Origin of the sequence: uncultured Polaribacter sp. (assembly GCF_947501385.1) — a bacterium.
GTDB lineage: Bacteria > Bacteroidota > Bacteroidia > Flavobacteriales > Flavobacteriaceae > Polaribacter.
In genome coordinates this window covers 232,429-257,661 of record NZ_CANMVP010000002.1, presented here as the reverse complement: position 1 = coordinate 257,661, position 25,233 = coordinate 232,429, and the positions used below count along the sequence as shown (strand labels likewise).

Genomic DNA, 25,233 nt, shown 5'->3' with positions numbered 1-25,233 from the left:
CCACAGCAGTTGCCAACAATGTATCTGTAACAGACGGTACAGTAGACATCGATGGTGACGGAACCAATGACAATAATCTAACCTTGCAAGATGTATTAACCAATTTAAATGCACTTGTTGCTGCCAATGAAACCTTAACCACCTTAAGCATAACTACCAACAATGGCCCAGATGGTGTTGTTGGTGGAGGCGATGATTTTCAAGAATTAAGATACCAAGATGAAGCTGGAAACCCAACAGTTTTAAATCTTACAGATTTGGTAGGCGATTCAGAAACATTAACAATTTTTGGAGCTTCTGTAAATGATAACGGAACACCATTAGATCTTTCAGATGATTATCAGCAATTAACGTATGTAGATGAAAACGGAATGCTTACTTCTGTAGATTTAACAGCACTGATAGCTACAGACGAGCCATTAACTACTTTGGCAATTACAGTGAACGACAATGGAACTCCAGGAAATTTAGCAGATGATTTTACACAGTTGTCTTATTTAGATGAAGTAGAAAACACTACAAACATCCCATTATCGGATATAAATACCAATACAACAAATAGTTCTCTTGCTGTGGCAGGTACAAATTTAGTGCTTACAGATTCTGAAACCAACACAGTACAAGTTGCTATTGCTGATATTTCTACAAGCTTGGGTGAAAATGTAACCTCTACAAATGGTTCTATTACAGGGGTTCAAAATGATGCCGCTTTAGTTGCCATGAATTTAGAAGTAAAAGTAGACAATGCTACCGTAGAAGTAGATGCAGCCAACGGAGTTCAAGTAAAAGATTCAGGAATTACAACTGCAAAAATAGCCAACGGAACACCCAATCAAGTTTTAAAAACAAATGCAGCAGGAGATGCAGTTGAGTGGGGTGCTTTAACAGCAGATAATATTACAGGAAGCGCATTAACGTCTACAGATTTAGATGTTTCAGTAAACGGCACGACGTCTTTATTAAAAGATGTAACCATCAACATTAAAGACAATGCAGTAACTACCGCAAAGATTTTAGATGCGAATGTAACGACTGCTAAAATTGCAGATGCAAACGTAACAACTGCTAAAATTTTAGATGCGAACGTAACTACTGCAAAAATCGCAGATGAAAATGTAACTACTGCCAAGATTTTAGACGCGAATGTAACAACAGCAAAAATTGCAGATGCAAATGTAACTGTAGGCAAGATTGCAAACGGAACATCAAATCAAGTTTTAAAGACGAACGCAGCTGGAGATGCAGTTGAGTGGGGCGCTTTAACATCAGATAATATTACAGGAAGCGCATTAACTTCTACAGATTTAGATGTTTCAGTAAACGGAACGACGTCTTTATTAAAAGATGTAACGATCAACATTAAAGACAATGCCGTAACGACCGCAAAGATTTTAGATGCGAATGTAACGACTGCGAAGATTCTAGATGCGAATGTAACTGTAGGTAAGATTGCCAACGGAACATCAAATCAAGTTTTAAAGACGAACGCAGCAGGAGACGCGGTTGAGTGGGGTGCTTTAACAGCAGACAACATTACAGGAAGTGCATTATCTTCTACAGATTTAGAGGTGTCCGCAAACGGAACGACGTCTTTATTAAAAGATGTAACCATCAACATTAAAGACAATGCGGTAACTACTGCCAAGATTTTAGATGCGAATGTAACGACTGCAAAAATTGCAGATGCAAACGTAACTACCGCAAAGATTTTAGATGCGAATGTAACGACTGCTAAAATTGCAGATGCAAATGTAACAACATCAAAAATTGCAGATGCAAATGTAACTGTAGGTAAAATTGCAAATGGAACATCAAATCAAGTTTTAAAGACGAATGCCGCAGGAAATGCTGTTGAATGGGGTGCTTTAACAGCAGACAACATTACAGGAAGCGCATTAACGTCTACAGATTTGGATGTTTCGGCAGACGGAGCAACGTCTTTATTAAAAGATGTAACCATCAATATTAAAGACAATGCAGTAACTACCGCAAAGATTTTAGACGCGAATGTAACTGTAGGCAAGATTGCCAACGGAACATCAAATCAAGTTTTAAAGACGAATGCAGCAGGAGATGCAGTTGAGTGGGGTGCATTAACAGCAGATAATATTACAGGAAGCGCATTAACTTCTACAGATTTAGATGTTTCAGTAAACGGAACGACGTCTTTATTAAAAGATGTAACCATCAACATTAAAGACAATGCAGTAACGACCGCAAAGATTTTAGATGCGAATGTAACAACATCAAAAATTGCAGATGCAAATGTAACTGTAGGCAAGATTGCAAACGGAACATCAAATCAAGTTTTAAAGACGAATGCAGCAGGAGATGCCGTTGAGTGGGGTGCTTTAACAGCAGATAATATTACAGGAAGTGCATTATCTTCTACAGATTTAGATGTTTCAGTAAACGGCACGACGTCTTTATTAAAAGATGTAACCATCAACATTAAAGACAATGCAGTAACTACCGCAAAGATTTTAGATGCGAATGTAACGACTGCTAAAATTGCAGATGCAAACGTAACGACTGCCAAGATTTTAGACGCGAATGTAACTGTAGGCAAGATTGCAAACGGAACATCAAATCAAGTTTTAAAGACGAACGCAGCAGGAGATGCAGTTGAGTGGGGTGCTTTAACAGCAGATAATATTACAGGAAGTGCATTATCTTCTACAGATTTAGATGTTTCAGTAAACGGAACGACGTCTTTATTAAAAGATGTAACCATCAATATTAAAGACAATGCAGTAACTACCGCAAAGATTTTAGATGCGAATGTAACGACTGTAAAAATTGAAGACAATGCCGTAACAATTGCAAAAATAGGTACAGTTGCAGCAGACATAAACAAAGTGTTAGGAACCAATGGTACTGCAGACCCAGAATGGCAAAATATAGCAGATTTAGAAACCAATACCACATTAGCATTGGCAGCAACAACAGGTGTGTTGACTTATGTAAATGAAGATGCTAACAACGCAACTATAGATCTTAAAACGATAGAGCCTTGGTTTGGTGTGGCAAGCACAACAGGTGCCGTTTCTAATACAGAAAATGTATACAGTTTAGGAAGAGTGGCTATTGGTACAGCAACTTTAGGAACCACAGGGGCACAATTAACCGTTGCAGGTTCTATAGAAACCGCAACAAGTACCTATGCAGATTATGTGTTTGAAGATTATTTAGAGGGGAGCTCTACTATTAAAGCAGACTACAAATTTAAGTCTCTAGAAGAAGTAGCCAACTTTATTAAAACCAACAAACACTTACCAGGTATAACCTCTATAAAAGACCTAGTAAAAACCAAAGACGGTAAATATACTTTTAACCTTTCTGGTCTTTCGATACAATTATTAGAAAAAGTAGAAGAATTGTACTTACATACCATAGAACAGCAAAACGAATTAAAAGCAAAAGAAGCAAAGTTAAAAGCCTTAGAAGCACGTTTGGCAAAAATAGAAGCTGCACTAAACATTCAAAATTAAATTCATACCTCTTTATTGCGTGCACATAATATTTGAGTCTCAATAAAAATTTAAATCAATTAAAACAAATTAAAAATGAAAAAAATAGGATACATTTTAATGGCGCTTGTAAGCTTTACAGTTTCTGCACAAACGGGTATTGGTACCAAAGATGCAAAGGGTACTTTGCAAGTAGTAGGGAAACCAACAGATAGTGCACTGCCAGATGGTATTACGTTTCCAAACCTTACTGGAGATGAATTAGCTGCAAAAAACGTGGCAGGTACCTACACTGCTGCGCAAACAGGTACTATGGTATATATAACGGCGGCAGCTACAACACCTGTAGCGGCAGATCTTACAGAAAATATCATCAGAGCAGGCTTTTACATCTTTGATGGTGCAACCTGGCAACTTTCTTCTATCGGAAATAAATGGTCTTTAACTGGTAATGCAAGTACAGACCCTGCTACTAATTTTATAGGTACTACAGATGCACAAGACGTTATTTTTAAAACAAATAATGCAGAACGTATGCGCATATTAGCTTCAGGAAATGTGGGTATTGGTGCAGATCCTACAGTAGCTACACAAGCGCTAGATGTGAACGGGAATCTTAGAGTACGGGGTGCGTTCTACGACTCAACAAACAGCCCAGGAGAAACTGGTTTTGTGCTTACCTCTACGGTAACAGGTACTTTATGGGTAGACTTAAGTGTTGCGGTTGGAACAATTTCAAACCCAGTTACTTCTTTACAGCAAGCTGCCGATTTAAACCTTTCAGGCAGGCAATTTGTGAATTTTGCAGGCGTTTATGAAGCATCTTTTGATAATGGTTATATGTTGGTACTACAATACCATCGTCAAGCAGGAAATAATGCTAATTTAAACATCATATCTACGGGTAATTTACCTATTTTTAATGGAGCTGGAATTGGATCAGATTTGAGTACAAATTTATCTATGTTTGGTCATGCATCCAATACTAAATTTGCGGGGATACCTGACGCTTCTTCGAATCTTAGGCTCCGATTCGAAGGTAGTACCTCTGCTCATCCTAGAATAATGAATTTTCGTACAACCAGTAACAATTGTATTGATTATTTTAGAACTGGATCTGGAGGCTGTAGTGGAATAGAAGCTAATTTTGCACCTCTCTCGGGTCATAGTACGGCCTTACCTGGAACAAGTAACAACTTTTTTAATGCTTCAGGTGATTTAGCTATGACCGATCATCCTTTTTATCAATTCAATATTGCTCATTGGAATATTAAGGGTGGAACATCAACTGATAGATGGGAACTAGATGATTTTTCTAGTAGCCCCGCAAACGCTACCGTCCATCGCATATGGGTAAGGTATCAATAATAAAAATATAGAAAATGCTTAAGAAATATTTTTAATAGTTAGCAGCTACAGTACAAAGTATTCATAGTGTTGTATCACTAAAGCAACACTACTATACAAGGAATTTGTTAATCTGCTTACTTTAGATGAACACCTATTTAGAGTATAGAAGAAGCATACAAAATAACAATATACTCATAAACCTAATATATTGTGTTTTAAGGAGTATAAAGGATCATTAAAATAGATAAAAATGAAACGATATATAATTTTAGGGCTTTGCTTTGTGGTAAGCTTTACTGCAAGTGCACAAACCCATAATTTTGGTGAGTTTGTGGTGGTAGAAGGTACCGTATTTTCTAACGAGCAGGTATTTCATAACCGCAATGGTGCCAGTTTTATAAATGATGGGGAGACTTTTTTATATGGAGACCTTATAAATAATGGGGCATTAGATTTTACACCAAGCACCAATGGGGTCACCAATTTTGTAGGCAATGCCACACAAAATTTAGCAGGTGCTCAACCACTCTATTTTAACAATGTAGTATTTAACAATACCAGTGCAGCGCTAGACAACATTCGTTTAAACAATATTGCCTTTATTGCCAATATTGGCAATTTTACAGACGGTATTGTAAATATAGATGACAATTCTGGGCAACTTATTTTCGAAAATAATGCAGTAACAACAAATACCAATAACAATAGTTTTGTAGATGGTTTGGTTACTAAAGATGGTAATAACGCTTTTAATTTTCCTGTAGGTGATGCCGCATATTTTAGGTTGGCAGCCATTAGTGCGCCCGCAAATGCTGGGGCAACATTTACTGCCAAATACTTTTTAGAAGATCCAGATACAAACTATCCAAGAGCAAGCAAACGCGGTGTCATAGAAGCTATAAATGATAGTGAATACTGGGTTATTGAGAACCGTACAACCAATAACAACGAAAACCTTCAGAAGAGCACCAGAAATAATGAAGAAGTATTTATTACCCTAAGTTATAACAGTGCAACCACCCCCGTAAGTGTTACACCAAATGGTACTATAACAGTGCACATTATTCGTTGGAATGCAACAGAAAATATTTGGGAAGATGAAGGGGGCGTTGTAGATGAATTTAACAATACAATAACCACGCTAACCACAGTTGATAACTATGGTGTGTTTACGTTAGGGCGTGTAGATGAAGAGGCATTAACACCAACAGGAGAACCTATTTACAATGCAATAACAGCCAATGGAGATGGTAAGAATGATTATTTTAGAATTGAAGATTTAGAAAAATACCAAAATAACGAGGTACTAATATTTAATAGATGGGGCGTAGAAATTTACGGTACAAAGAACTATGGTGCCAGCGGAAATGTGTTTAGAGGGCTAAGTAAAAATGCTTCAAAAAATGGCAAATACCTTCCTACAGGAACCTATTTTTATATACTTACTTATGATGCTGCAATAGATGGAGCAACCAGTAGAAAAAGAAAAACAGGGTTTATACATTTAAACTCTAATTAATTGTTAGCATGCTCTTTTAGGCAAGCAAACAGATCTGTTAGCATTAGGTAACGTACAATAATCATAGCATATGAAGACAACACATACTTTTCAGTTTAATTTTTTAAAAATTACAACGATAGTACTATTCCTCTTAGGGTGTACTACGCAGCAATTTTTTGGGCAACAAGACACACAGTATACGCAGTACATGTACAATACCAGTACTATTAACCCTGCTTATGCGGGTTCTCATGAAAGTATAACTGCTACCCTATTGTATAGAAACCAATGGGCTGGTATTGTGGGAGCGCCAAAAACAATAAACTTTACCATACATAGTAGTTTAGATGAATGGAGAGGTATTGGTGGTGGGCTTTCATTAATAAGTGATAAAATTGGTGCGATCAGTCAAACCTCTATTACTTCAGATTTTTCATATACCGTTCGAAGTGGAGAAGTTTCTGAATTGGCATTTGGTATCAAAGCAGGGTTGGATGTGTTAAGTATCGATAATTCGTTGCTTACCATTTATGACCCTACAGATCTTAAAATAATTCAAAATCTAAGAAATAGATCGAGCCCCATTATTGGAGCAGGGGTATACTATTACAATGAAGAATTTTATGTAGGTCTGTCTGTACCTAACTTGTTAACCACAAAAATTTACGATGATAATACCGCGGTATCTCAAGCGCGCAAAAGACAAAATTTCTATTTGATGTCTGGGTATGTGTTTGAGTTAAATGCAGATTGGTTTTTTAAACCAGCTGTTTTGGTAAAAGCGGTAGACGGGGCACCCGTAGCAGTTGACTTGTCTGCCAATTTTTTATACAATGAAAGGTTTACCATGGGTGCAGGTTTTCGTTACAACGCCGCTTTTAGTGGTTTGGTGGGGATACAAGCTAGTGAAACATTGTTTATAGGATATTCTTATGACTATGACCTTACAGACTTAGGAACCTATAGTAATGGCTCTCATGAGCTATTTGTCCGTTTTTCTTTAGGAGATAGAAGAAACAAAAGATTGTTAATACCAAGATTTTTTTAAAATTAAGAACAGAAATACATGAAATTTAAAAGTATACAATTGCTATTATTTGTTACGCTAACAACGGTGAGTTTATTTTCTCAAGAAGCCAAATTAGAACAAGCAATACAACAATTACAAAACAACAATCCCGAATATATTGATGCGATAAGAATTTACGAAAAAGTAATCGAAGAAGGTGGTTTAGAGGATGAAGAATTATTTTTAAAAATAGCCAGCTCTTATTATTTTAATGCAGATTATGCAAACGCAAATAAATGGTTTGAAAAATATTATAGCATAGCCAATAGCAAAAAACTACCTATTTATAATTATTGGTACGGCCAGACGCTAAAAGCCATGCAACAATACCAAAAAGCAGATGCATTATTAGCCCCTTTTTATGAAAAAAAAGGGGAAAGATATAGGTATTCGAGTACAAATTTGGCCATTGTTAACAATAATGATCGCTATAGCATGTTGCCTTTTCAACACAATACAGCGGCTTCAGATTATTCCGCTTTTTTACAAGAAAATACCTTGTATTTTATTACTACGGTAGACAATGGTAAAAGATTAGGATGGGCAAATCAATATACTTCAGATGTATATGTTACAGACAATTCTAACAATAAATTGCAAAAACCTGCGGGAGAATTAAATTCAGATTTTAACGAAGGCTCTTTAGTAATTACCAAAGATGGTAAAACTATGTATTTTACTAGAAATGCTTTTTTAAATAACAAATTTAAAAGGACTAGAAAAGGAGAAGAAAGAACGGTTACTCTAAATATTTACAAAGCAAGTTTTATTGATGGAAAATGGAAAAATATAGAACCTTGTGCTATTAACAACTTAGAATATTCTGTAGGGCACCCAGCTTTAAGTATCGATGAGAAAACCTTATACTTTTCTTCGAATATGCCAGGCGGTGTAGGAGACACAGACTTGTATAGTGTACCCATAAAAGACAATGGTAACTTAGGGAAACCGGTAAATATGACAGCGTTAAATACCATTGGTAAAGAAATGTTTCCTTTTGTAAATCCTAAAACTGGCCATTTGTATTTTTCTTCAGACAGATCTGAGGCATTGGGGGGATTAGATGTGTTTGTCTCAAAATTAGAAGCAGGTTTACAGTATAGAAAAGCGTACAATATTGGCACTCCAATTAATAGTTCTTTTGATGATTTTGGGTATATGATTAATGCATCAGATAAAGGATATTTTTCTTCGAATAGAAAAGGAGAAGCGGCACAAGATGATATTTACCACTTTTTAGAAACGGCACCCTTTACTTTTCCTATTATTCTTGCCATTAATGGTATTGCAAAAGACAGTAAAACTGCTGCGGTGTTAGCAGGGCTAAGTATCACTTTATTTGACAAAAAAGGAAATGTGGTAGAAACCGTACTTTCTGATGCCAATGGAATGTATGTATTTGGTGCCTTAGATGTTGAAAATTTAGACTATGTAAAGTCTGAAAAGGAAGGATACATAACGAGCACTATTAGTTTAGATCCAAAAAAGCTAGCAAATAAAAATGCAAATTTTGATGTGAATTTAATACCAGTCTTGCCAAGTCTATCTCAGAATATTAGCATAGTAGGAAAGACAAGAGATAAAAACAATACCAATGTAGCAAAAGGGCTAGCAGATGCTAAAATTACGTTGTATGATATTAACGGAAATGTAATCTCCTTTAGGCAGACAAATTCAACGGGGAACTTTAATTTCGATGCTATGAATAGAAGAGACGTCGCTTTTATAAGAGCAGAAAAAGACGGGTACCTTACCGCAGAAGTAGCCATTAATGGAAACAAAATTACAGAAGATACTACAACGGTAAATTTCTTTCTTTCTACAAGTAAAATAGAGAAAAAAGAAGGTACAGACATTGCGTCTATTTTAAATACCATTTATTTTGATACTGGTAAAAATACCATAAGAGAAGATGCTAAAATTGAGCTAGAGAAAATAGTACAAGTATTAAAGCAATATGATGATGTTGCCATACAAATTGGCTCACATACAGATAGTAGGTCTAAAAGTTCTTTTAACCAAAAACTATCAGAAAAAAGAGCAGCATCTACCTATGCATATCTTGTGGGTAGAGGAGTTAGTACATCTAGATTAACGTATAAAGGTTTTGGCGAGTCGAAACTAATTAATAGATGTAGCAATGGTGTAAAATGCTCAGAAGAAGAGCATCAATTGAACAGAAGAAGTGAATTTATAGTGACAAATATTCAAAAGAAATAACATTAAACATTGTAGCAGGTTAGAGTTCTTTATATGTTTAAATAAAACGAATAATAAAAAAAATTTAAAATATTTATATTTTATAAGCCTCAGTGATAATTGATTGATTAGGGGTAGTTGATCTTTTTAGAAGCTTTTTTTCCTCAGAGAGACTTTTCTCTGAGGTTTTTTTATGCGATACATAGTTTTGTTTTTATATGCAAATATTCTTGAAAAATAGACCAAAGGAAAATAAATCTACTTCCCGATACAGTATGTAATATTCCTATATTTAATAAGCGTTTATAGGTATTGGGGTGGAGTAAAGATGTAGTCTTTTTCTTTCTTTTGTTTGATTATTATGACTAAAAGTAGTTGTATTTATTAATAATATTTTGATAGATTGTTTTTAAGATAAAAATATTCATTTATATTTGTAATGTGAATTATTTAAAAAGAATAATAACTCTATCGCTTTCTGTGGTCATTTTAATGACGCACATTATTGCTCTTGACCATTCTTTAGAACATAATTCTAATAATAATGAAGATTTCTCAATTTCTTCAGAATACCAAAAAGTAACAGATACATCTCAAGATTGTTCTATTTGTGATATTTATTTAGATTTAGAAATCTCTAAAGATCCAACTTTTACTTATACATTATTAACACCTAAGTTAATAATACCAGCTATCTTTAAAAAACAAAATAACTTTTTTACAGTTATTTTTAATTTAAAGAAATCGAGAGCACCACCTTTCTTTATAGCTTAATATTTTAAACATTTTCTTAACTTATTACTTACACACATATTAGCTGTAAGAAGTTATATAATGTGTTTAACTATTTTTTGCATTTTTTAGAATTCATATTTATTTCAATAAGAAATAAATTACTACTATCTAAAAAATAACAATTACAACTTAACATATTAAATTTTAATTATGCTACAAGCAAAAATGCTTTGCAAGCGCTATGATGATAAATCGGCGCTCAAAGACTTATGTCTTTCAGTAAAACCTGGTGAAATATTTTGTCTTCTTGGACAAAACGGAGCAGGTAAAACCACAACGATTAATATTTTTTTAGGCTTAATAGCACCAACTTCTGGCGAAGCTTTGATAGATGGTATTTCTGTTACAGACAATAAATCTAATCGAAGTTCCATCGCTTATATTCCTGAAACGGTGCAGTTGTATGGAAATTTATCAGGCTTAGAAAATTTAGATTTCTTTAGCAGATTAGCAGGTTTTACATACAAAAAAGAAGAATTAAACCAGTTTCTAAAACAGGCAAATTTACAAGAAGAATCGTATTCTAAAAAACTGTCAACTTATTCTAAAGGAATGCGTCAAAAGGTAGGAATTGCTGTGGCTTTGGCTAAAAACGCCTCTTATATTTTAATGGATGAACCTACTTCTGGTTTAGATCCAAAAGCATCTGTAGAATTTGCAAAAACGTGTAAAGAATTAGCAGCAAATGGTGTTGGTATTTTTATGGCAACACACGATATTTTTAACGCTGTAAATATTGGCTCAAGAATAGGAATTATGAACGAAGGAACTCTAATTCATACTACTAATACCGAAAAGATTACAGCACAAGAATTACAAGATTTATATATAAAAACAATTTAATCAGTACAAGTAAACTAAATTAATAATGAAAGTAACAATGACTTTTAACAGTACATTAGTGGTAATTTTTTTATTGACAATACAATTAGGTTTTTCCCAATCTAAAATTACAGGTAAAATTACAGATTCAGATAATATTTCTATTGAAGGAGCAAATATTATTTTAAAAAATCAAACTAAAAAACAAAATGGAGTAACATCAGATAATGATGGTAATTTTAGTATCGAAGTAAATGAATCTGGTTCATACAATATACGTATTACATATCTTGGTTTTACACCTTTTACAAAATCAATTACAATAGTAGACAATCAAAATATAAGTTTAGGAACCATTGTTTTAAAAGATTCTTCGGAATTATTGCAATCTATAGAAGTTGTAGGAAGAATAAGAAAAGATTACAACAGTGATTATTCTTTTTCAGCTTCAAAAATAGCGATTAAAAACAAAGAATTGCCACAAGCAGTAGCAACAGTTACCAAAGAATTATTGGAAGATCGTTTGGCTTTTCAGTTGGTAGATGCTGTAAAAACAGTGAGTGGTGTTTCTGCTACAGGTTTGTATAATCATTACAATATTAGAGGTATTACTCAAGCAGATGACGGACAAATGATTAACGGAATGCGTACGCGTCAATATTACTTTTTACAACCTATTACTTCACATTTAGAAAGAGTTGAAGTAATAAAAGGACCATCTTCTGTTACTTTTTCGAGTGCAGATCCTGGAGGAACTGTAAATATGGTAACTAAAAAACCATTAGCAGAAAAAAGAAGTTCAATAGGTTTTACAACTGGTAGTTTTGGAACTTTAAGAGCAACAGCAGATTTTACAGGACCATTAAATGAAGAAAAAACTATATTATATCGTTTTAATGCAGCATTTCAAGATGCAGATTCTTTTAGAGATGTTGTAAATAACAATGCTATTTTAATTAATCCATCTTTAAGTTATGTTCCAAACGATAAAACATCGTTAAATGTTGAAATGATTTATAACAATGCTGAAGGAAATTTAGATAGAGGTCAGCCAATTTTTGGAGCAATTAATGGTGAATTTGATTTGAATAGTACACCAATAACAAGAAATGTTGGTGCATCAAGTGATCATTACAAAACCAACGAATTGATATTTATGGCGAATTTTAGCCAAAAATTTACAGAAAATTTTGGTTTTAATGCACAGTTTATGAAACAAACTTGGGATGAAGATTTGGCTGAACATAGATTTGATGGTTCTGCTGTTGATATTGACGGAAATGTGATTCCAACGTTGGCAAGAATGAGATATGATGAAAGACAGCAATTTTGGGAAACAGATAATTTTAGTGGATATTTTAATTATGATATTAAAACGGATAATATTACCAATAAATTATTGGTTGGTTATGATGCTACAAGATGGGAAAGAAAAATTGGAGCAGGATTTTTACGTGCAAGAAGATATTTAACAGTAAGTGGAGGTCAGTCTAATTTTAATCCAGCCAATGCAGCTAATTTTCAACAAATGGTTGTAGATGGCGTAACAATGCCAGTTCCTGCAGTACCTCATTTTAATTTAGCAAATCCTTTTAACGGAGCAAGAAATACAAATGCTTATAATTTAGCTGAATTATCAATTCCTGCAAACTTAAATACTTCAAGTGGTTTCTATATTCAAAATCAATTTAAAATAGGCAAATTTTCTGCTTTATTAAACTTAAGATTTGAATCATTTACAGATATTTTTAATTATAAAGGTGATGAACAAGAATTTAAAACTAGTGCTTTTGTACCAAGAATTGGATTAACTTATGAAATCACCAAAGATATTAGTGGATATGCTACTTATTTAGAAGGTTTTCAGCCACATACAAATACAGTTTCACTATCTCCAACTGCAGAAGGTTTCTTTTGGTCTGCGTCACCAGCAAGGTTTGATCCATTAGAAAGTACTTTAACAGAAATAGGAGCAAAAGGAGAATTTTTAAACGGAAAAATATTCGCCAACTTCGCAATTTTTAATATCACTCAAAAGAATATTTTACTAGGTGATACGTATGATTTAGATAACTTAACAACAAGAGGAGAACAGAGAAGTAGAGGTTTTGAAACAGATATTTCTGGTTACGTTTTACCTAATTTACAATTAACAGCTTCTTATGCTTATACAAATGCTACAATTGTAGAAGATGCTATTCCAGAATTTATAGGAGAAAGAATTGGTGGGTCTCCAAAGCATAATGCAAATTTTTGGGGACGTTATAACTTTATGAACGAAACGTTAAAAGGTGTTGGAATTGGTTTTGGAGCTCAGTTTGTAGACGAAAGATATACTTGGTACAATCCTACATATGCTACTGATAGAGTTCTATTACCAGACTATACAATATTTGATGCAGCTATATATTATAAGCCAAATAATACAGGCATTCAGTTAACAATTAAAGCAAACAATTTGTTTAATGATACATATTGGTTAGGTGGTTTAAATCCATCAAGACTAGGTCCTGGTGCACCACGAAATGTATTATTAAACGCTACTTATAATTTCTAAATTTATGAAAAAAGCAGTTGTTATTTTAATAGCAAAAAAAAAAATTAAAAAGACCTTTAGCAATAAAGGTCTTTTAATGCTACTGTTTATTTTTTTAGCAGTGTTGAGTTATGTAACTGTAAATAGCTGGGTTGCTTTTGAAAAACATCATCACGTTGTAGAGCATCATCAAGATGAATCAAGAAAAAGTTGGGACGATAATCCTGATAAGCATCCACATAGAATGGCACATTTTGGCTCGTTTACTTTTAGATTACAACATCCGTTAAGTGTTTTTGATTCTGGAATTGAAAGTTACACAGGAAATGCTATTTTTTTAGAAGCGCATAAACAACATACTGCTAATTTTTCTGAAGCAAGTTTATCAACTGGTTTGGTACGTTTTGGTGATTTAAATATTACAATGTTGTTGCAATTAATTTTACCTCTAATCATCTTTTTCTTAGGATATGCATCCATCACATCAGAAAAAGAAAATGGTACTTTAAAAATAATGCATATTCAAGGCGCAAAAGTGAAAGAAATACTTTTAGGAAAATCATTAGGTTTATTTTTAGTTTCGGCACTTTTCTTTTTACCTGCCTTTATTGCTTTATGGAGTATTACTTTTTTAGAAGAAGGCGAAATATTAAATAGTGCTATTGCTATTAGATGTTTACTAATTACTATAAGTTATGTCTTATTTTATCTGATTTTATGCTGTATTACTGTAATTGTATCTGGTAAAAGTCAGAATTCTAACAAGGCTTTATTAAGCTTATTAGGTGTTTGGTTGTTATTTTTTATCATCACCCCAAAAATGGCGCAAGTTGTTGGGAATTCTATGTATCCTAATCTTTCAAAAATTGCTTTTAAAGCAGAAATTGAAGACGAAATTTCTAAGCAAGGAGACAGTCATAATCCAAACGACCCATATTTTAATAGTCTTCGTGATTCTATTTTAAAAGCGAACAATGTTACCGATGTTAAAGATTTACCCATAAATTATAGCGGGTTTGTAATGGGTAAAGGTGAAGAACAATCTGCCATTATTTATAACAAACAACATCATAAATTGATTGATACATATAGAAAACAAAATAGTATTAGTGATGGTTTAGTATTGCTGAATCCTTATTTGGCAATTAAAAATGTATCTATGAGTTTATCTGGGACAGATTTTGATACGTATGTAAATTTCTTGTCACAAACAGAAGAGTACAGGTACAAACAATCTCAATATATGAATGAATTGCAGATGAAATTTATCAGTAATAAAGCAACAAGTAGCGAAGGTAAAATTAATGTAATTGATAAGTCTTATTGGAAATCTGCACCAAAATTTAACTACGAGTTTATATCCGTTTCTCAAACTATAAAAACACAGATATCAGCAATTATAACGCTTGTAATATGGTTTTTTTTTACGCTATTATTTATGATCAAATTTTCTAATCGATTTAAAATTATTTAGTTATGTATTTTATATTAATCAAACAATTTTTTAGATCTAAAACGGTTTTATTGACTTTTGGAATCTTAATGATTTTAGGCGTTTTAAGTATTGGAACAGGAAAACAATTTCTGACTCAAAAGCAGGAAGTAATTGCTAAAACCAAAGTTCAGCAAGAAAAACACATACAAACGCAAACCAGTCTTCATAAAGACGATTTAGGTTTGTTATTATATTATTTAAAATTCTCATTTATAAATCCGGTGAATTCTTTAGCAGGAATTTCAATAGGGCAGAGCGATTTGAATTCTCACATACAAAATGTAACTATTTTAAACCTTGAAGGACAAAAATATGATACAGATTTAGTAAACCCAATGCGTTTGCACGTTGGGAATTTAGATATTAGTTTTTTAATAATTTTTCTTTTTCCACTGATTATAATCGCTTTAAATTTTAATATTTTATCCGAAGAAATAGAAAAAGGAACTTGGAAAATGATTACCATTCAAGGTAAATCTTCTTTTAAATACTTATTGAAAAAACTATCTATAAGAGTGTTTTTTGTCTTTATTATTTTAGGGTTTTTATTTTTATTGGCTAAAAATATTTTAGATATTCCTTTTAATACTGGTTTTTTACAGATTATAACAATGAGTTATTTGTATGTATTATTCTGGTTTGCAATCTGCTTTTTTGTAGTGTTATTAAGAAAATTATCTAACACAAATGCTATTGTTTTGTTAAGTTGTTGGTTGGTTTTAGTGGTTGTATTGCCTGTTTTGGTAAGTAATTTCATCACTAATAAATATCCTGTAGAAGAAGCTTTTACAATGGCGATAAAGCAAAGAGATGAATATCATAAAAAATGGGATACAGATAAAAAAGAAACGATGGATAAGTTTTATGCGCATTATCCGCAGTTTTCTCATTATGAATTACAAGAAAAAGGTTTTTCTTGGCTTTGGTATTATGCAATGCAACAAATGGGCGATGATGAATCAAAAGAAGAACGTGATGCAATGTATCTAAAGATAGAAAAAAGAGAAACGTTAAGTAAAAAGATTGCTCAATTTTTTCCACCATTGCAGATGCAATTGGCTATGAATGATATTGCAAATACCAGTTTAACGCATCAGGTCAATTTTTTAAACGCAACTACCGATTTTCACGAAGATTTACGTTTACAATTTTATCCTGATATTTTTGACAAGAAGTCAGCAAATGCTATAAACTGGAAAAATTACAAACCAGAATTTTATAAGTATGAAAATAATTTTGACTTAACAAAAAGTATATCTTATATGGTTTTAATTAGCTTACTTTTAGTTGGTTTCGGTATTATTAAAAACAAAAAACATTTTACATAAAGTATATTTTAAATCACTAAATAACAACTAAGTTACAAACCATGCAAAATAGATGTATGGTTTGTAATTAAGTTTTAAAAAATAATGCATGATAATTTTAAAACAGAAATCAGATATTTTAGGAACTTTTGCAAGTTCTCTATGTTTGGTTCATTGTATTGCAACTCCTTTTATTTTTGTAGCGCAAACAAGTTTAGCTACATGTTGTAAAACAACAGCTAATTGGTGGGGTTTTATAGATATTTTCTTCTTAACTATTTCTTTTTATGCTATTTATTGGTCCACAAAATCAACTACAGTTAAATGGATACAATTCGCTTTGTGGCTAAGTTGGTGTTTATTGACGATAATTATTGTAAACGAAAAACTAGCATTATTTTCTATACCAGAAATAGCCATCTATTTTCCAGCATTTGCTTTGGTAATTTTACATCTTTATAATAGAAAATACTGTAAATGTAATGTTGATAAATGTTGTGTTAAGGAAATTTAATACTAATAGTTATTTTCTTTTAATATGCTTTTTTTTGTTAATGTCAAACAAAGTCCTATCAAAGGAAGCTAAAAGTTAACATATCTATTTCCCGATACAAAAATTAGAAAAAATGTGCCCAAGTATATCTTTATCAACGTCGTATTCTCCAGTAATATTACCCAGATGACGCAAACACTCACGAATATCAATCGAAAACAAATCGGTAGAAATTTCTAAATCAATGCCTTGTTGAACAGATGTAATGGCTTGTAGTGCATTATTTAAAGCTTCAAAATGACGCGAATTGGTTACAATGGTTTCGTTATTACTTAATGCGCCAATATTAACAAGAGAAGTAAGTTCTTTCTTTAATGCTTCGATGCCTGTTTTGTTTTTTGCGGATAAAGGAATTAGATTGTCAATTTTTGAAGATAGAGTAGAAACTTCATCATTTGAAAGCGTATCAATTTTATTTGCAATAACAAGCAAACGTTTGTTAGGAAAACGTTTTTTTATCGTTTCAATCTCAACTTTAAATTGAGAACTTTTAATTTTGAACTTTTCCGAATTTATGAGGAAGATTATCAACTGTGCATTTTCTGCCTTTTCGTATGCTTTTTTAATGCCTATATTCTCTACAATATCTTTTGTTTCTCTAATTCCTGCGGTATCTATAAACCGAAAAGCAACACCGTCTATAATAATTTCGTCTTCAATAGCATCTCTAGTAGTTCCGGCAATTTCTGATACAATGGCTTTTTCTTCGTTTAAGAGCGTATTTAAAAGGGTAGATTTTCCAACGTTGGGTTCGCCAATAATAGCTACAGGAATTCCGTTTTTCATCGCATTTCCAAAAGAAAAAGAATCTATCAATCGTTTTAAGACAAAGGTAATTTTAGTGACCAATTTTTTAAACTTTGTTCTGTCTGCAAATTCTACATCTTCACCAGAAAAATCGAGTTCTAGCTCTATTAAAGCTGCAAAATCTAAGAGTTGTGCACGTAATTCTTTCAATTCATTGGTAATACCACCACGCATTTGCTGAATGGCCATCTGGTGACTTGCCGCAGAATTGGAGGCAATAACATCTGCTACAGCTTCCGCCTGAGATAGATCCATCTTACCGTTTAAAAAAGCACGCATGGTAAATTCACCATTATCTGCCATTCTACACCCTTTTTTCAGAAACAATTGAATGATTTCTTGTTGAATGAATCGAGAGCCATGACAAGAAATTTCAACAACATTTTCACCCGTATAAGAAGTAGGGTTTTTAAAAACAGCGATTAAAACTTCATCTAGAATTGTATCGTTTTTAATAATATGGCCTAAATGAATGGTGTGCGTTTTTTGAGTTTTTAAAGACTTACTCTTTTTGATAGCTCTAAAATTAGCTTCAACAATTGCAATTGCATTTTCACCCGAAAGTCGAATGACAGAAATTGCGCCAACGCCAGAAGGTGTTGCGAGTGCTATAATAGTATCTTCTTGTATCATCTTGCAAAAATACATAAGATTTTAACAGCAAAATAAAAAGCCCAATACAATTTGTATTGGGCCTTTAAAAATATAATTTTTCTTTTAAGAAGAAGAAGATGCTTCTTCCGAAATAGTATTTATATTTAATTGATTACTTGGTGTAAACTCTAAAGTTCTCATTGGGAACGGAATATTGATATCTTCCGCATCAAAAGCTTTCTTAATTTCAATAATTGCTTTGCTTTTTGCTTTTAATTTTTCTAAAGCATTTTCAGAATCTACCCAAAATCTACATAAAAAATTGATAGAACTGTCTCCAAATTCTGTATAATAAAATTCTACATTTTTACCAATTTCATCTTGGTTAAAGTTATTTCTAATAGTTTCGGTGGTTAATTTTTCTACCATTTCTAAATCTGCACCATATTCAACACCGCAGGTAATAGAAATCCTCATTTTTGTAGTTAGAGAATAGTTTTTAAACGGACTTTCTAAAATGGTTTTATTAGGAATCACCACCATATTGTTGTCTGCTTCTTTCAACACAAAATAGTTGAGGTTGATATCAATTACTTCCCCAGAATAACCGTTGGTTTCTACCCAGTTTCCAATGTTTAAATTTTTTCTAAAAGACAACACAACACCAGAAATAGTGTTAGACAATGTGCCTTGTAATGCCAAACCAATAACAATACCAGAAACACCTGCTGCACCCACAATTGTTTTTAAAGTATCATCGAATTTTAAAACGGTCATTGCCAAGTACAAACCAATTAAAATGGTCACTGCAGACGCAAATCTAGAGACCAAATCTCTTACAGATTTCTGACTAATTTTCTTTCCAATCGTTCTATTCACTATCGTGTTCATTGCCCTCGAAGCAAAGTAAGCGATTAATAAAACGACAAAAGCGATGGCAAGATTTGGGATGTTTTTAATAAATAGATCTTTCCAAATTTCTAATTTTTCTAATACTTTATTCATATAAGCTATTTACTTGTGAATTTATTTTTGTCAAATTTATCACTAATTATTTAACAAAACTACTATCTAACTGTTCTCTTGTATCTTTTGACCACGCATTTAACATCCAAGTAGATTTTTCTAATTCTCTAATATAAGCGCCCATTAAATCTATAGTACCTTCATCTTTTGCTTTGTCTGCTCTGTCAATTACTTTTTTTAATTGCCCTAATAAAATTCTATGATCTCCAATAATTATTTTAACCATTTCTTTATCAGACATTAGCGGACTAGATTCTTTGATTCTAGCAATTTCTAAATAATCAGATAGGTTACTTACAGGATGATATCTTAATGTAATAATTCTTTCAGCAATTTCGTCAATCTTCATTTTCGTGTCATCATACATTTCTTCAAATCTGTTGTGCAAATCAAAGAAGTTTTCTCCTAAAATATTCCAATGGAAATTTCTTAATTTCTGATAGTATACATGATAATCTGCTAGCAGTATATTTAATTCTGCAACGATTGGGACTATATTTTCTTTGCCTATATTTAAATAATTCATAATTTAGTTTTAATTTGTATGAGCACAAAAGTAGGGTAGCATTGCAATGTAATCTTGCTCATTTAATTTTTATATTGACGCAAACAGAGTTGAACAAAACCTTTTACGGTATCAGTAGCGTAACAAAAGGATAAAAAATGCGTCTAATACGTACACAACCAAATTTTTAGAAAACATGAAAGAAGACAAACAGCTCTTAGTAATTACACATTTAAGTCAATTATTAGATTTTGTAACCGGTATTGGTGGATTTATAGTTCCATTGGTTTTATGGTTGACAAAAAAAGATGAAATTTTTGGAATGGACGTCCACGGGAAAGCCATTCTTAATTTTAGAATCTCTATGTTTATATATCTTTTACTGTGTATTCCGTTGATCTTATTCTTAGGTTTAGGAATTTTAGGGTTTATCGCAATCGGTATTTTCTATTTAATTTTTCCGATTATAAATGCGATAAAAGCAAGTAATGATGAAGCACCAAACTATCCCTTAAGTATTCAGTTCTTAAAATAATTTTATGATTTTATCAGCTATTCGTAATCTACTTACTGATAAAGATATTAGTGTAATACCACACGTTATTTGAGTTTTGCTTGGCAGTCACATGAAAATGTGTAAAATTACCTTCAATGTTCTTTCGATGACCATCGCTTTTAATCCATCCATCAACAACAGCCTTTGGTGTTGAATAACCAACAGCTACATTTTCGGCAACCAGTTTTGCGCTGGTATTCTTTTTTAAGTAATCTGCACGGTTTGTAAAATCATCATGAGAAATTTCCATTTTTTCGATCATATAATCAGTATGAATATCCGTCTGTGTTTTTATCACATCCAGCTTATTGAGTTCTGACAAACTTTTACTGCTTCTATACTTATTTAATAACTCTATAATTTCATTTTCTACAGCTGATTCTGAACTGATGGTTTCATCTATCATGCTAGTTGATTCTGAAGTTTCAGAACAAGAGATTCCTAATAACAGGACTGCTAATATTGCACTATATTTTAAAATTTTTCTCATCGATATTTTGTAATTAAATAGCTTGTTTTATAAAATCTTCATATTCGTAAAAAAAGAGCTCAAATTTTGGCATCGTATCGACAAAAAACTCATAACAGTCTCGCCAAGTATGTTTATTATAAATGCTAAATTTTCCTTCAAAAGGAACATAAATACGATGAATCTTTTTTCCGTTCTCTAATTCAAAAACATCGTTAAAAATAACTTTCGGAATTTCTGTCTCGAGCAAAACCTTTAAAGATATCATTTGATCGTAGTAGAGTAGGTTCACCAGTTCATCAGGATTTTCGATATCTAAACAAACCATCGCTTTTTTTCTATCTGCCACAAACTTAAAAGAGAATCCTTTTATTTTGGTGTTGTACAGCAACCATTTTCTAGGAAAAGACTTCCCAAAGCTCGTCCAAAAGTCTTTACGTAATTTAGCAGCTTCGTCTTTACTAAACATTTTTAAAATAAGTTTAAGATTTAAGATTTAAGATTTAAGATTCAAAATTCCGAATTTTAAACTTTGAATTCAAAATTTTAAATTCAACTACCCATGAATCTTTGCCATAGTACCACGGTCTTTCATCATTTCAGCCTCAAAAGCTAACAGTGCATTCCATTTTTTATCCACTATTTCTCTGTCTTGGTACGCTCTGGCAAAATGTAAAAAAGTAGTGTAGTGGCCTGCTTCAGAAATCATTAAATTCTTATAGAATTTTTGCAATTCTTCATCTTCCATATTTTTAGAAAATACTTTAAAACGTTCGCAACTTCTTGCTTCAATTAAAGCAGCCACTAACAACCGCTGAATTAAGGCATCGGTTCTGTCTTTTGTTTTATTGAAAAACTTTTGAAGTCTTATGGCATAATCGTTTTTTTGCTCTCTTCCTAAAACCATTCCACGTTTTACCATTAGCAAGTGCACCATTTTAAAATGTTGCATTTCTTCAATGGCAATATTGCTCATTTCTTTAACAAGCTCCGTTTCTTCAGAATAATTTATAATGATAGAAACCGCGTTAGAAGCGGCTTTTTGCTCTAAAAAGGCATGGTCTGTAAGTATTTGCTCTAAATTTACTTTGGCAATATCTGCCCAAGAGGTGGCTGTTTCAAATTGTAATCCTAACATTTTTCTATAATTTTTTGTAAACTCGAACCAAAATAGGCGAGTGCTTTCATTTCTTTTACGCTTGCCAATCTTTCGTTGCTCAGTACTAAAAGGCCAACGTTGGTAGCTTCGATATGATATTGCTTATTGCTTTCAAAGAACAAAATTAGTTCATCTGTAAAAAAATCTCTAATTCTTTCTTCACTTTTTCCAGATAAGTAAAAACGTTTGCTAAAATCTGGGTGCGCATCTATATCAATATCCTTATAGCCTGTAAAATGTAAAATATACTCAAAAACACCTTCTCTGTCTAATGTAAACTTAGGCATTTGAGCTTCTGTATGTATGTGCAACATGGTGGCTTTGATAACCTGTTTCGCTATCATGGCTCCCTCAGAGAATTGTACATCAAAAATGGTACAAGCTTCGTTTGAAAGTACGTTCGATACTTTGTCAATTTTTCTGGTTTTAAAATACCCAAAATTTGGCAACTCTTCCATTTCTAAATCAGAAAAAGCATCATAGGAATAATGGATTTCTTCGCTAACTTTTTGAATCGATTTTTGTCTTTTTGTTAAAATACCTTCTAAGGGTATGATTTGTTTTGGTAATATTTTACGAAGTGCAAAAGGATGTTCGCTACCAGATTTAGAATCATCTAAACCAATCACTTCAAAATGCCCACCATTTCTTTCAAAAGTCTCTGCGTAGTTATTCATGTTTTCCATCACAGAATGATCTACAAAATCACAGAGCGAAAAATCTACAATTGCTTCTGCTGTTTCTGGTATTTGATTTAATTTAGATTTTAACTTCGTATAGTTTAAAAAGGACGAAAAGTTCTTAACACTCACATAATATTTTCCATCTTCCCTAAACATTAAAACATTTGGTTTTATAACATTTTTTACAAATAATAAAATGTTTTTATTGATAATAACATGAATTGCGAATGTGACAATGATTCCAATTAAGATTCCAGTAATCAGACTTGTAGCTATGGTTACTAAAAGTGTTACTAGAAATATAATCAACTGCTCTGAACCAATGTTTAATACCTTTTTTAAGTTCTCAGGAGACGCTAATTTGTAACCCGTAAAGACTAAAATAGCTGCCAAAGCAGAAAGTGGAATCTTGCGTAACTCTGTTGCAAAAAGAAGAATAAAAGCGACTAAAAACAGCGCATGAAAAAAGTTTGCAGATCTATTATTTCCTTTATTATTTACATTTACAGAACTTCTAGCAATTACAGTAACTACATTTAAACCTCCTAAAAAACCACTGATAATTGTTGCCAATCCCAAAGCGCGAATGTCTTTATTGACGTTAGAACGTCTCTTTAAAGGATCTAATTTGTCTACAGCTTTAATGCTTAGTAAACTTTCTATACTTGCAATTAAAGTAATGGAAATCACAGCACCTATAAATTCTGCTTGATATATTTTTCCAAAATCGGGAAAAGCAAAACTTGCCAAAATATCATTCGGTAAATTAATAAGCTGCTCTTTAGCTATGGGATAAGTTGTTGTAGAAAATAGGTCAAAATAATAGAACATTCCCACACTTAAAACAACAATCCACATAGGTGCAGGAATCAATTGAAAGTATCTGTTTCTAATTTTACTGTAAAAAACCATAATTAGCAAACTAATAATTCCTATCACACCTGCATAAAACGCGCTGTTATCTGGAGTTTTTATAAAGTTTACAATTCCTTCTGGCACTTGCAATAACAAGTCTATAATGCTTCCTTCAGCATTCAAATTCCCTAACATTACATGAATTTGTTTGGCGAAAATGCCAATACCAATGGCTGCTAACATTCCTTGAATTGCAGAAGAAGGAAAGAAATCTCCTAAAGATCCCATTCTTAAAAAACCGAGAATTACCAATAGAATTCCAGAAATTACAATCGCAGCAAGTGTAAATAAATACCCTTGATACATGTCTCCGTTCCCTAAAATAGTAATTGCAGAAAGAATCACCACCACCAAGCCATTTCCAGGACCTGTAATGGTTACATGAGAGCCCCCAATAATAGAAACTACGATTCCGCCAACGATTGCAGCAATAATTCCAGAAATAGGAGGTGCACCAGATGCTAAAGCCAGTCCTAATCCTAAAGGAAGTGCGATTAGCGAAACGACAAAACCAGAAAAAATATTTTTTGGAATTTCGCTAAGAAATGTTTTGAGGGTATTTTTTTGGGTCATTTACTTTACAATTAAAACATCTGTGGGTAGTTCAGATAGTATATACTCTATATCATGAGGAAATATTCTATCTAAAATACCCAGTTTACTTGGTGCATTCATCACCAATAAATCGGCTCTTTTTACTTTTGCATAATGCCCAATAGAGTAGCCTCTTTTTCCGAAAATACTTTGAGTTATCACAGAAATATCAGCACAATTAATATCTTTTAAAATGGTTTTTACACGTTGCTCTTCTCTTATTTTTAATTTTTCTTTGATGATGGTTGCCTTTCTTAAACTTTTATCGTCATGAACATTTACATGCAATTCTTCTTGACTAATTTCTTCTACAATGGTAATTTTTTTGCAGTTTAAATTGGATGCAAACAGAAAAGAAGTATTGATGGTTTCTTTCGTTTTTTTATCCTTTAAACCATTCACAACAATGTGTTTACAGGGTCTCCTTTTAACAGATGGTTTAATAAGTAACAATGTAGAGCAAGGCGCCTTTCTTGTAATTTTTCTGGCAATAGAACCTACATAATATTTTAATAAATTCTCTTTTTGCAGGGCTCCTAGAATTAGTAAATCAATACTTTCTGCTTTACAAGTTTCAAGAATTACATCTACAGGTTTTCCTAGTTGCCAAATTGTTTTTAGTGGTTTATTTAAGGGTTCAGCTTCCTTTAAAATTGTATCTAACGCAGTTTCTTTTTTAGTAGACTTTTCACCTACATGAACACCTACTAATTCCGCATTAAACATGTTGGCAATTCTAATGGCTTCAAATAAATTGGGTTTTAAATTTGGCGAAAACGCAATACCAATTAAAATTTTATAAATTTTTTTCAAAAAAGAGATTGAATT

The 25,233-nt window shown here is 32.5% G+C and carries 19 protein-coding genes and 1 pseudogene; 12 read left to right on the top strand and 8 right to left on the bottom strand.

The window, feature by feature from the left end; genetic code table 11:
- The 11 genes and pseudogenes from Q0998_RS02650 to Q0998_RS02600 all read left to right on the top strand — a co-directional run.
- A pseudogene (locus tag Q0998_RS02650) lies at nucleotides 1–3,491 on the top strand (hypothetical protein); the annotation flags it as partial.
- 75 nt (nucleotides 3,492–3,566) lie between these two features.
- The gene (locus Q0998_RS02645) at nucleotides 3,567–4,838 is read left to right on the top strand and encodes a hypothetical protein (RefSeq protein ID WP_299665859.1); all 1,272 of its coding nucleotides are present in this window, start codon (nucleotides 3,567–3,569) and stop codon (nucleotides 4,836–4,838) included.
- 232 nt (nucleotides 4,839–5,070) lie between these two features.
- A complete protein-coding gene (locus tag Q0998_RS02640; RefSeq protein ID WP_299665856.1) occupies nucleotides 5,071–6,339 on the top strand; it encodes a gliding motility-associated C-terminal domain-containing protein in 1,269 nt (422 codons plus the stop codon).
- A 70-nt stretch (nucleotides 6,340–6,409) separates the two neighbouring features.
- Entirely contained in the window at nucleotides 6,410–7,369 is a 960-nt protein-coding gene (locus Q0998_RS02635; RefSeq protein WP_299665853.1) for a type IX secretion system membrane protein PorP/SprF, read from the top strand.
- An 18-nt stretch (nucleotides 7,370–7,387) separates the two neighbouring features.
- The gene (locus Q0998_RS02630; protein WP_299665851.1) at nucleotides 7,388–9,610 is read left to right on the top strand and encodes an OmpA family protein; all 2,223 of its coding nucleotides are present in this window, start codon (nucleotides 7,388–7,390) and stop codon (nucleotides 9,608–9,610) included.
- A gap of 420 nt (nucleotides 9,611–10,030) precedes the next feature.
- Nucleotides 10,031–10,363, top strand: a complete 333-nt coding sequence (locus Q0998_RS02625; protein ID WP_299665849.1) for a hypothetical protein — start codon at nucleotides 10,031–10,033, stop codon at nucleotides 10,361–10,363.
- A 171-nt stretch (nucleotides 10,364–10,534) separates the two neighbouring features.
- Entirely contained in the window at nucleotides 10,535–11,227 is a 693-nt protein-coding gene (locus tag Q0998_RS02620; protein WP_299665846.1) for an ABC transporter ATP-binding protein, read from the top strand.
- A 25-nt stretch (nucleotides 11,228–11,252) separates the two neighbouring features.
- Nucleotides 11,253–13,763 carry a TonB-dependent receptor gene (locus Q0998_RS02615; RefSeq protein WP_299665843.1) on the top strand — a complete coding sequence of 837 codons (2,511 nt, stop codon included), beginning with the start codon at nucleotides 11,253–11,255 and terminating at the stop codon, nucleotides 13,761–13,763.
- Nucleotides 13,764–13,767: 4 nt separating this feature from the next.
- Entirely contained in the window at nucleotides 13,768–15,216 is a 1,449-nt protein-coding gene (locus Q0998_RS02610) for a DUF3526 domain-containing protein (RefSeq protein WP_299665840.1), read from the top strand.
- Between the two features lie 2 nt (nucleotides 15,217–15,218).
- Nucleotides 15,219–16,565: a DUF3526 domain-containing protein gene (locus tag Q0998_RS02605; protein ID WP_299665837.1), complete on the top strand. Its 1,347-nt coding sequence runs from the start codon at nucleotides 15,219–15,221 to the stop codon at nucleotides 16,563–16,565.
- A gap of 88 nt (nucleotides 16,566–16,653) precedes the next feature.
- Complete coding sequence (locus Q0998_RS02600; protein WP_299665834.1) at nucleotides 16,654–17,058, top strand: MerC domain-containing protein; 405 nt, start codon at nucleotides 16,654–16,656, stop codon at nucleotides 17,056–17,058.
- A gap of 84 nt (nucleotides 17,059–17,142) precedes the next feature.
- Here the strand turns inward: Q0998_RS02600 and mnmE are convergent, their stop codons facing one another.
- From mnmE to Q0998_RS02585, 3 genes are all read right to left on the bottom strand, one after another.
- Nucleotides 17,143–18,537 (bottom strand): tRNA uridine-5-carboxymethylaminomethyl(34) synthesis GTPase MnmE, encoded by a 1,395-nt coding sequence (gene mnmE, locus Q0998_RS02595; protein WP_299665832.1) that lies wholly within the window; start codon nucleotides 18,535–18,537, stop codon nucleotides 17,143–17,145.
- An 84-nt stretch (nucleotides 18,538–18,621) separates the two neighbouring features.
- Nucleotides 18,622–19,503, bottom strand: coding sequence for a mechanosensitive ion channel family protein (locus tag Q0998_RS02590; RefSeq protein ID WP_299665829.1), 882 nt, complete (start codon nucleotides 19,501–19,503; stop codon nucleotides 18,622–18,624).
- Between the two features lie 46 nt (nucleotides 19,504–19,549).
- Nucleotides 19,550–20,050, bottom strand: a complete 501-nt coding sequence (locus Q0998_RS02585) for a DNA starvation/stationary phase protection protein (protein WP_299665826.1) — start codon at nucleotides 20,048–20,050, stop codon at nucleotides 19,550–19,552.
- A 175-nt stretch (nucleotides 20,051–20,225) separates the two neighbouring features.
- Between Q0998_RS02585 and Q0998_RS02580 the strand changes: the two genes are divergently transcribed.
- The gene (locus Q0998_RS02580) at nucleotides 20,226–20,564 is read left to right on the top strand and encodes a DUF4870 domain-containing protein (RefSeq protein ID WP_299665822.1); all 339 of its coding nucleotides are present in this window, start codon (nucleotides 20,226–20,228) and stop codon (nucleotides 20,562–20,564) included.
- Between the two features lie 28 nt (nucleotides 20,565–20,592).
- Here Q0998_RS02580 and Q0998_RS02575 read toward each other — a convergent pair whose 3' ends face one another.
- From Q0998_RS02575 to Q0998_RS02555, 5 genes are all read right to left on the bottom strand, one after another.
- Nucleotides 20,593–21,075, bottom strand: coding sequence for a CAP domain-containing protein (locus Q0998_RS02575; protein ID WP_299665819.1), 483 nt, complete (start codon nucleotides 21,073–21,075; stop codon nucleotides 20,593–20,595).
- A gap of 13 nt (nucleotides 21,076–21,088) precedes the next feature.
- Complete coding sequence (locus tag Q0998_RS02570) at nucleotides 21,089–21,523, bottom strand: DUF4268 domain-containing protein (RefSeq protein WP_299665816.1); 435 nt, start codon at nucleotides 21,521–21,523, stop codon at nucleotides 21,089–21,091.
- 87 nt (nucleotides 21,524–21,610) lie between these two features.
- Complete coding sequence (locus Q0998_RS02565) at nucleotides 21,611–22,192, bottom strand: tRNA-(ms[2]io[6]A)-hydroxylase (RefSeq protein ID WP_299665813.1); 582 nt, start codon at nucleotides 22,190–22,192, stop codon at nucleotides 21,611–21,613.
- A complete protein-coding gene (locus Q0998_RS02560) occupies nucleotides 22,186–24,384 on the bottom strand; it encodes a SulP family inorganic anion transporter (RefSeq protein ID WP_299665811.1) in 2,199 nt (732 codons plus the stop codon). Before Q0998_RS02560 ends, Q0998_RS02565 begins: the two co-directional genes overlap by 7 nt.
- Nucleotides 24,385–25,218 carry a universal stress protein gene (locus Q0998_RS02555; protein WP_299665808.1) on the bottom strand — a complete coding sequence of 278 codons (834 nt, stop codon included), beginning with the start codon at nucleotides 25,216–25,218 and terminating at the stop codon, nucleotides 24,385–24,387.
- Nucleotides 25,219–25,233 lie beyond the last annotated feature (15 nt).

Excerpts from the sequence above, each read along its gene's own strand:
- Q0998_RS02645 (WP_299665859.1), top strand. The coding sequence starts at position 3,567 with ATGAAAAAAATAGGATACATTTTAATGGCGCTTGTAAGCTTTACAGTT.
- Q0998_RS02640 (WP_299665856.1), top strand. The coding sequence starts at position 5,071 with ATGAAACGATATATAATTTTAGGGCTTTGCTTTGTGGTAAGCTTTACT.
- Q0998_RS02635 (WP_299665853.1), top strand. The coding sequence starts at position 6,410 with ATGAAGACAACACATACTTTTCAGTTTAATTTTTTAAAAATTACAACG.
- Q0998_RS02630 (WP_299665851.1), top strand. The coding sequence starts at position 7,388 with ATGAAATTTAAAAGTATACAATTGCTATTATTTGTTACGCTAACAACG.
- Q0998_RS02620 (WP_299665846.1), top strand. The coding sequence starts at position 10,535 with ATGCTACAAGCAAAAATGCTTTGCAAGCGCTATGATGATAAATCGGCG.
- Q0998_RS02615 (WP_299665843.1), top strand. The coding sequence starts at position 11,253 with ATGAAAGTAACAATGACTTTTAACAGTACATTAGTGGTAATTTTTTTA.
- Q0998_RS02610 (WP_299665840.1), top strand. The coding sequence starts at position 13,768 with ATGAAAAAAGCAGTTGTTATTTTAATAGCAAAAAAAAAAATTAAAAAG.
- Q0998_RS02605 (WP_299665837.1), top strand. The coding sequence starts at position 15,219 with ATGTATTTTATATTAATCAAACAATTTTTTAGATCTAAAACGGTTTTA.
- Q0998_RS02600 (WP_299665834.1), top strand. The coding sequence starts at position 16,654 with ATGATAATTTTAAAACAGAAATCAGATATTTTAGGAACTTTTGCAAGT.
- mnmE (WP_299665832.1), bottom strand. The coding sequence starts at position 18,537 with ATGATACAAGAAGATACTATTATAGCACTCGCAACACCTTCTGGCGTT.
- Q0998_RS02590 (WP_299665829.1), bottom strand. The coding sequence starts at position 19,503 with ATGAATAAAGTATTAGAAAAATTAGAAATTTGGAAAGATCTATTTATT.
- Q0998_RS02585 (WP_299665826.1), bottom strand. The coding sequence starts at position 20,050 with ATGAATTATTTAAATATAGGCAAAGAAAATATAGTCCCAATCGTTGCA.
- Q0998_RS02580 (WP_299665822.1), top strand. The coding sequence starts at position 20,226 with ATGAAAGAAGACAAACAGCTCTTAGTAATTACACATTTAAGTCAATTA.
- Q0998_RS02575 (WP_299665819.1), bottom strand. The coding sequence starts at position 21,075 with ATGAGAAAAATTTTAAAATATAGTGCAATATTAGCAGTCCTGTTATTA.
- Q0998_RS02570 (WP_299665816.1), bottom strand. The coding sequence starts at position 21,523 with ATGTTTAGTAAAGACGAAGCTGCTAAATTACGTAAAGACTTTTGGACG.
- Q0998_RS02565 (WP_299665813.1), bottom strand. The coding sequence starts at position 22,192 with ATGTTAGGATTACAATTTGAAACAGCCACCTCTTGGGCAGATATTGCC.
- Q0998_RS02560 (WP_299665811.1), bottom strand. The coding sequence starts at position 24,384 with ATGACCCAAAAAAATACCCTCAAAACATTTCTTAGCGAAATTCCAAAA.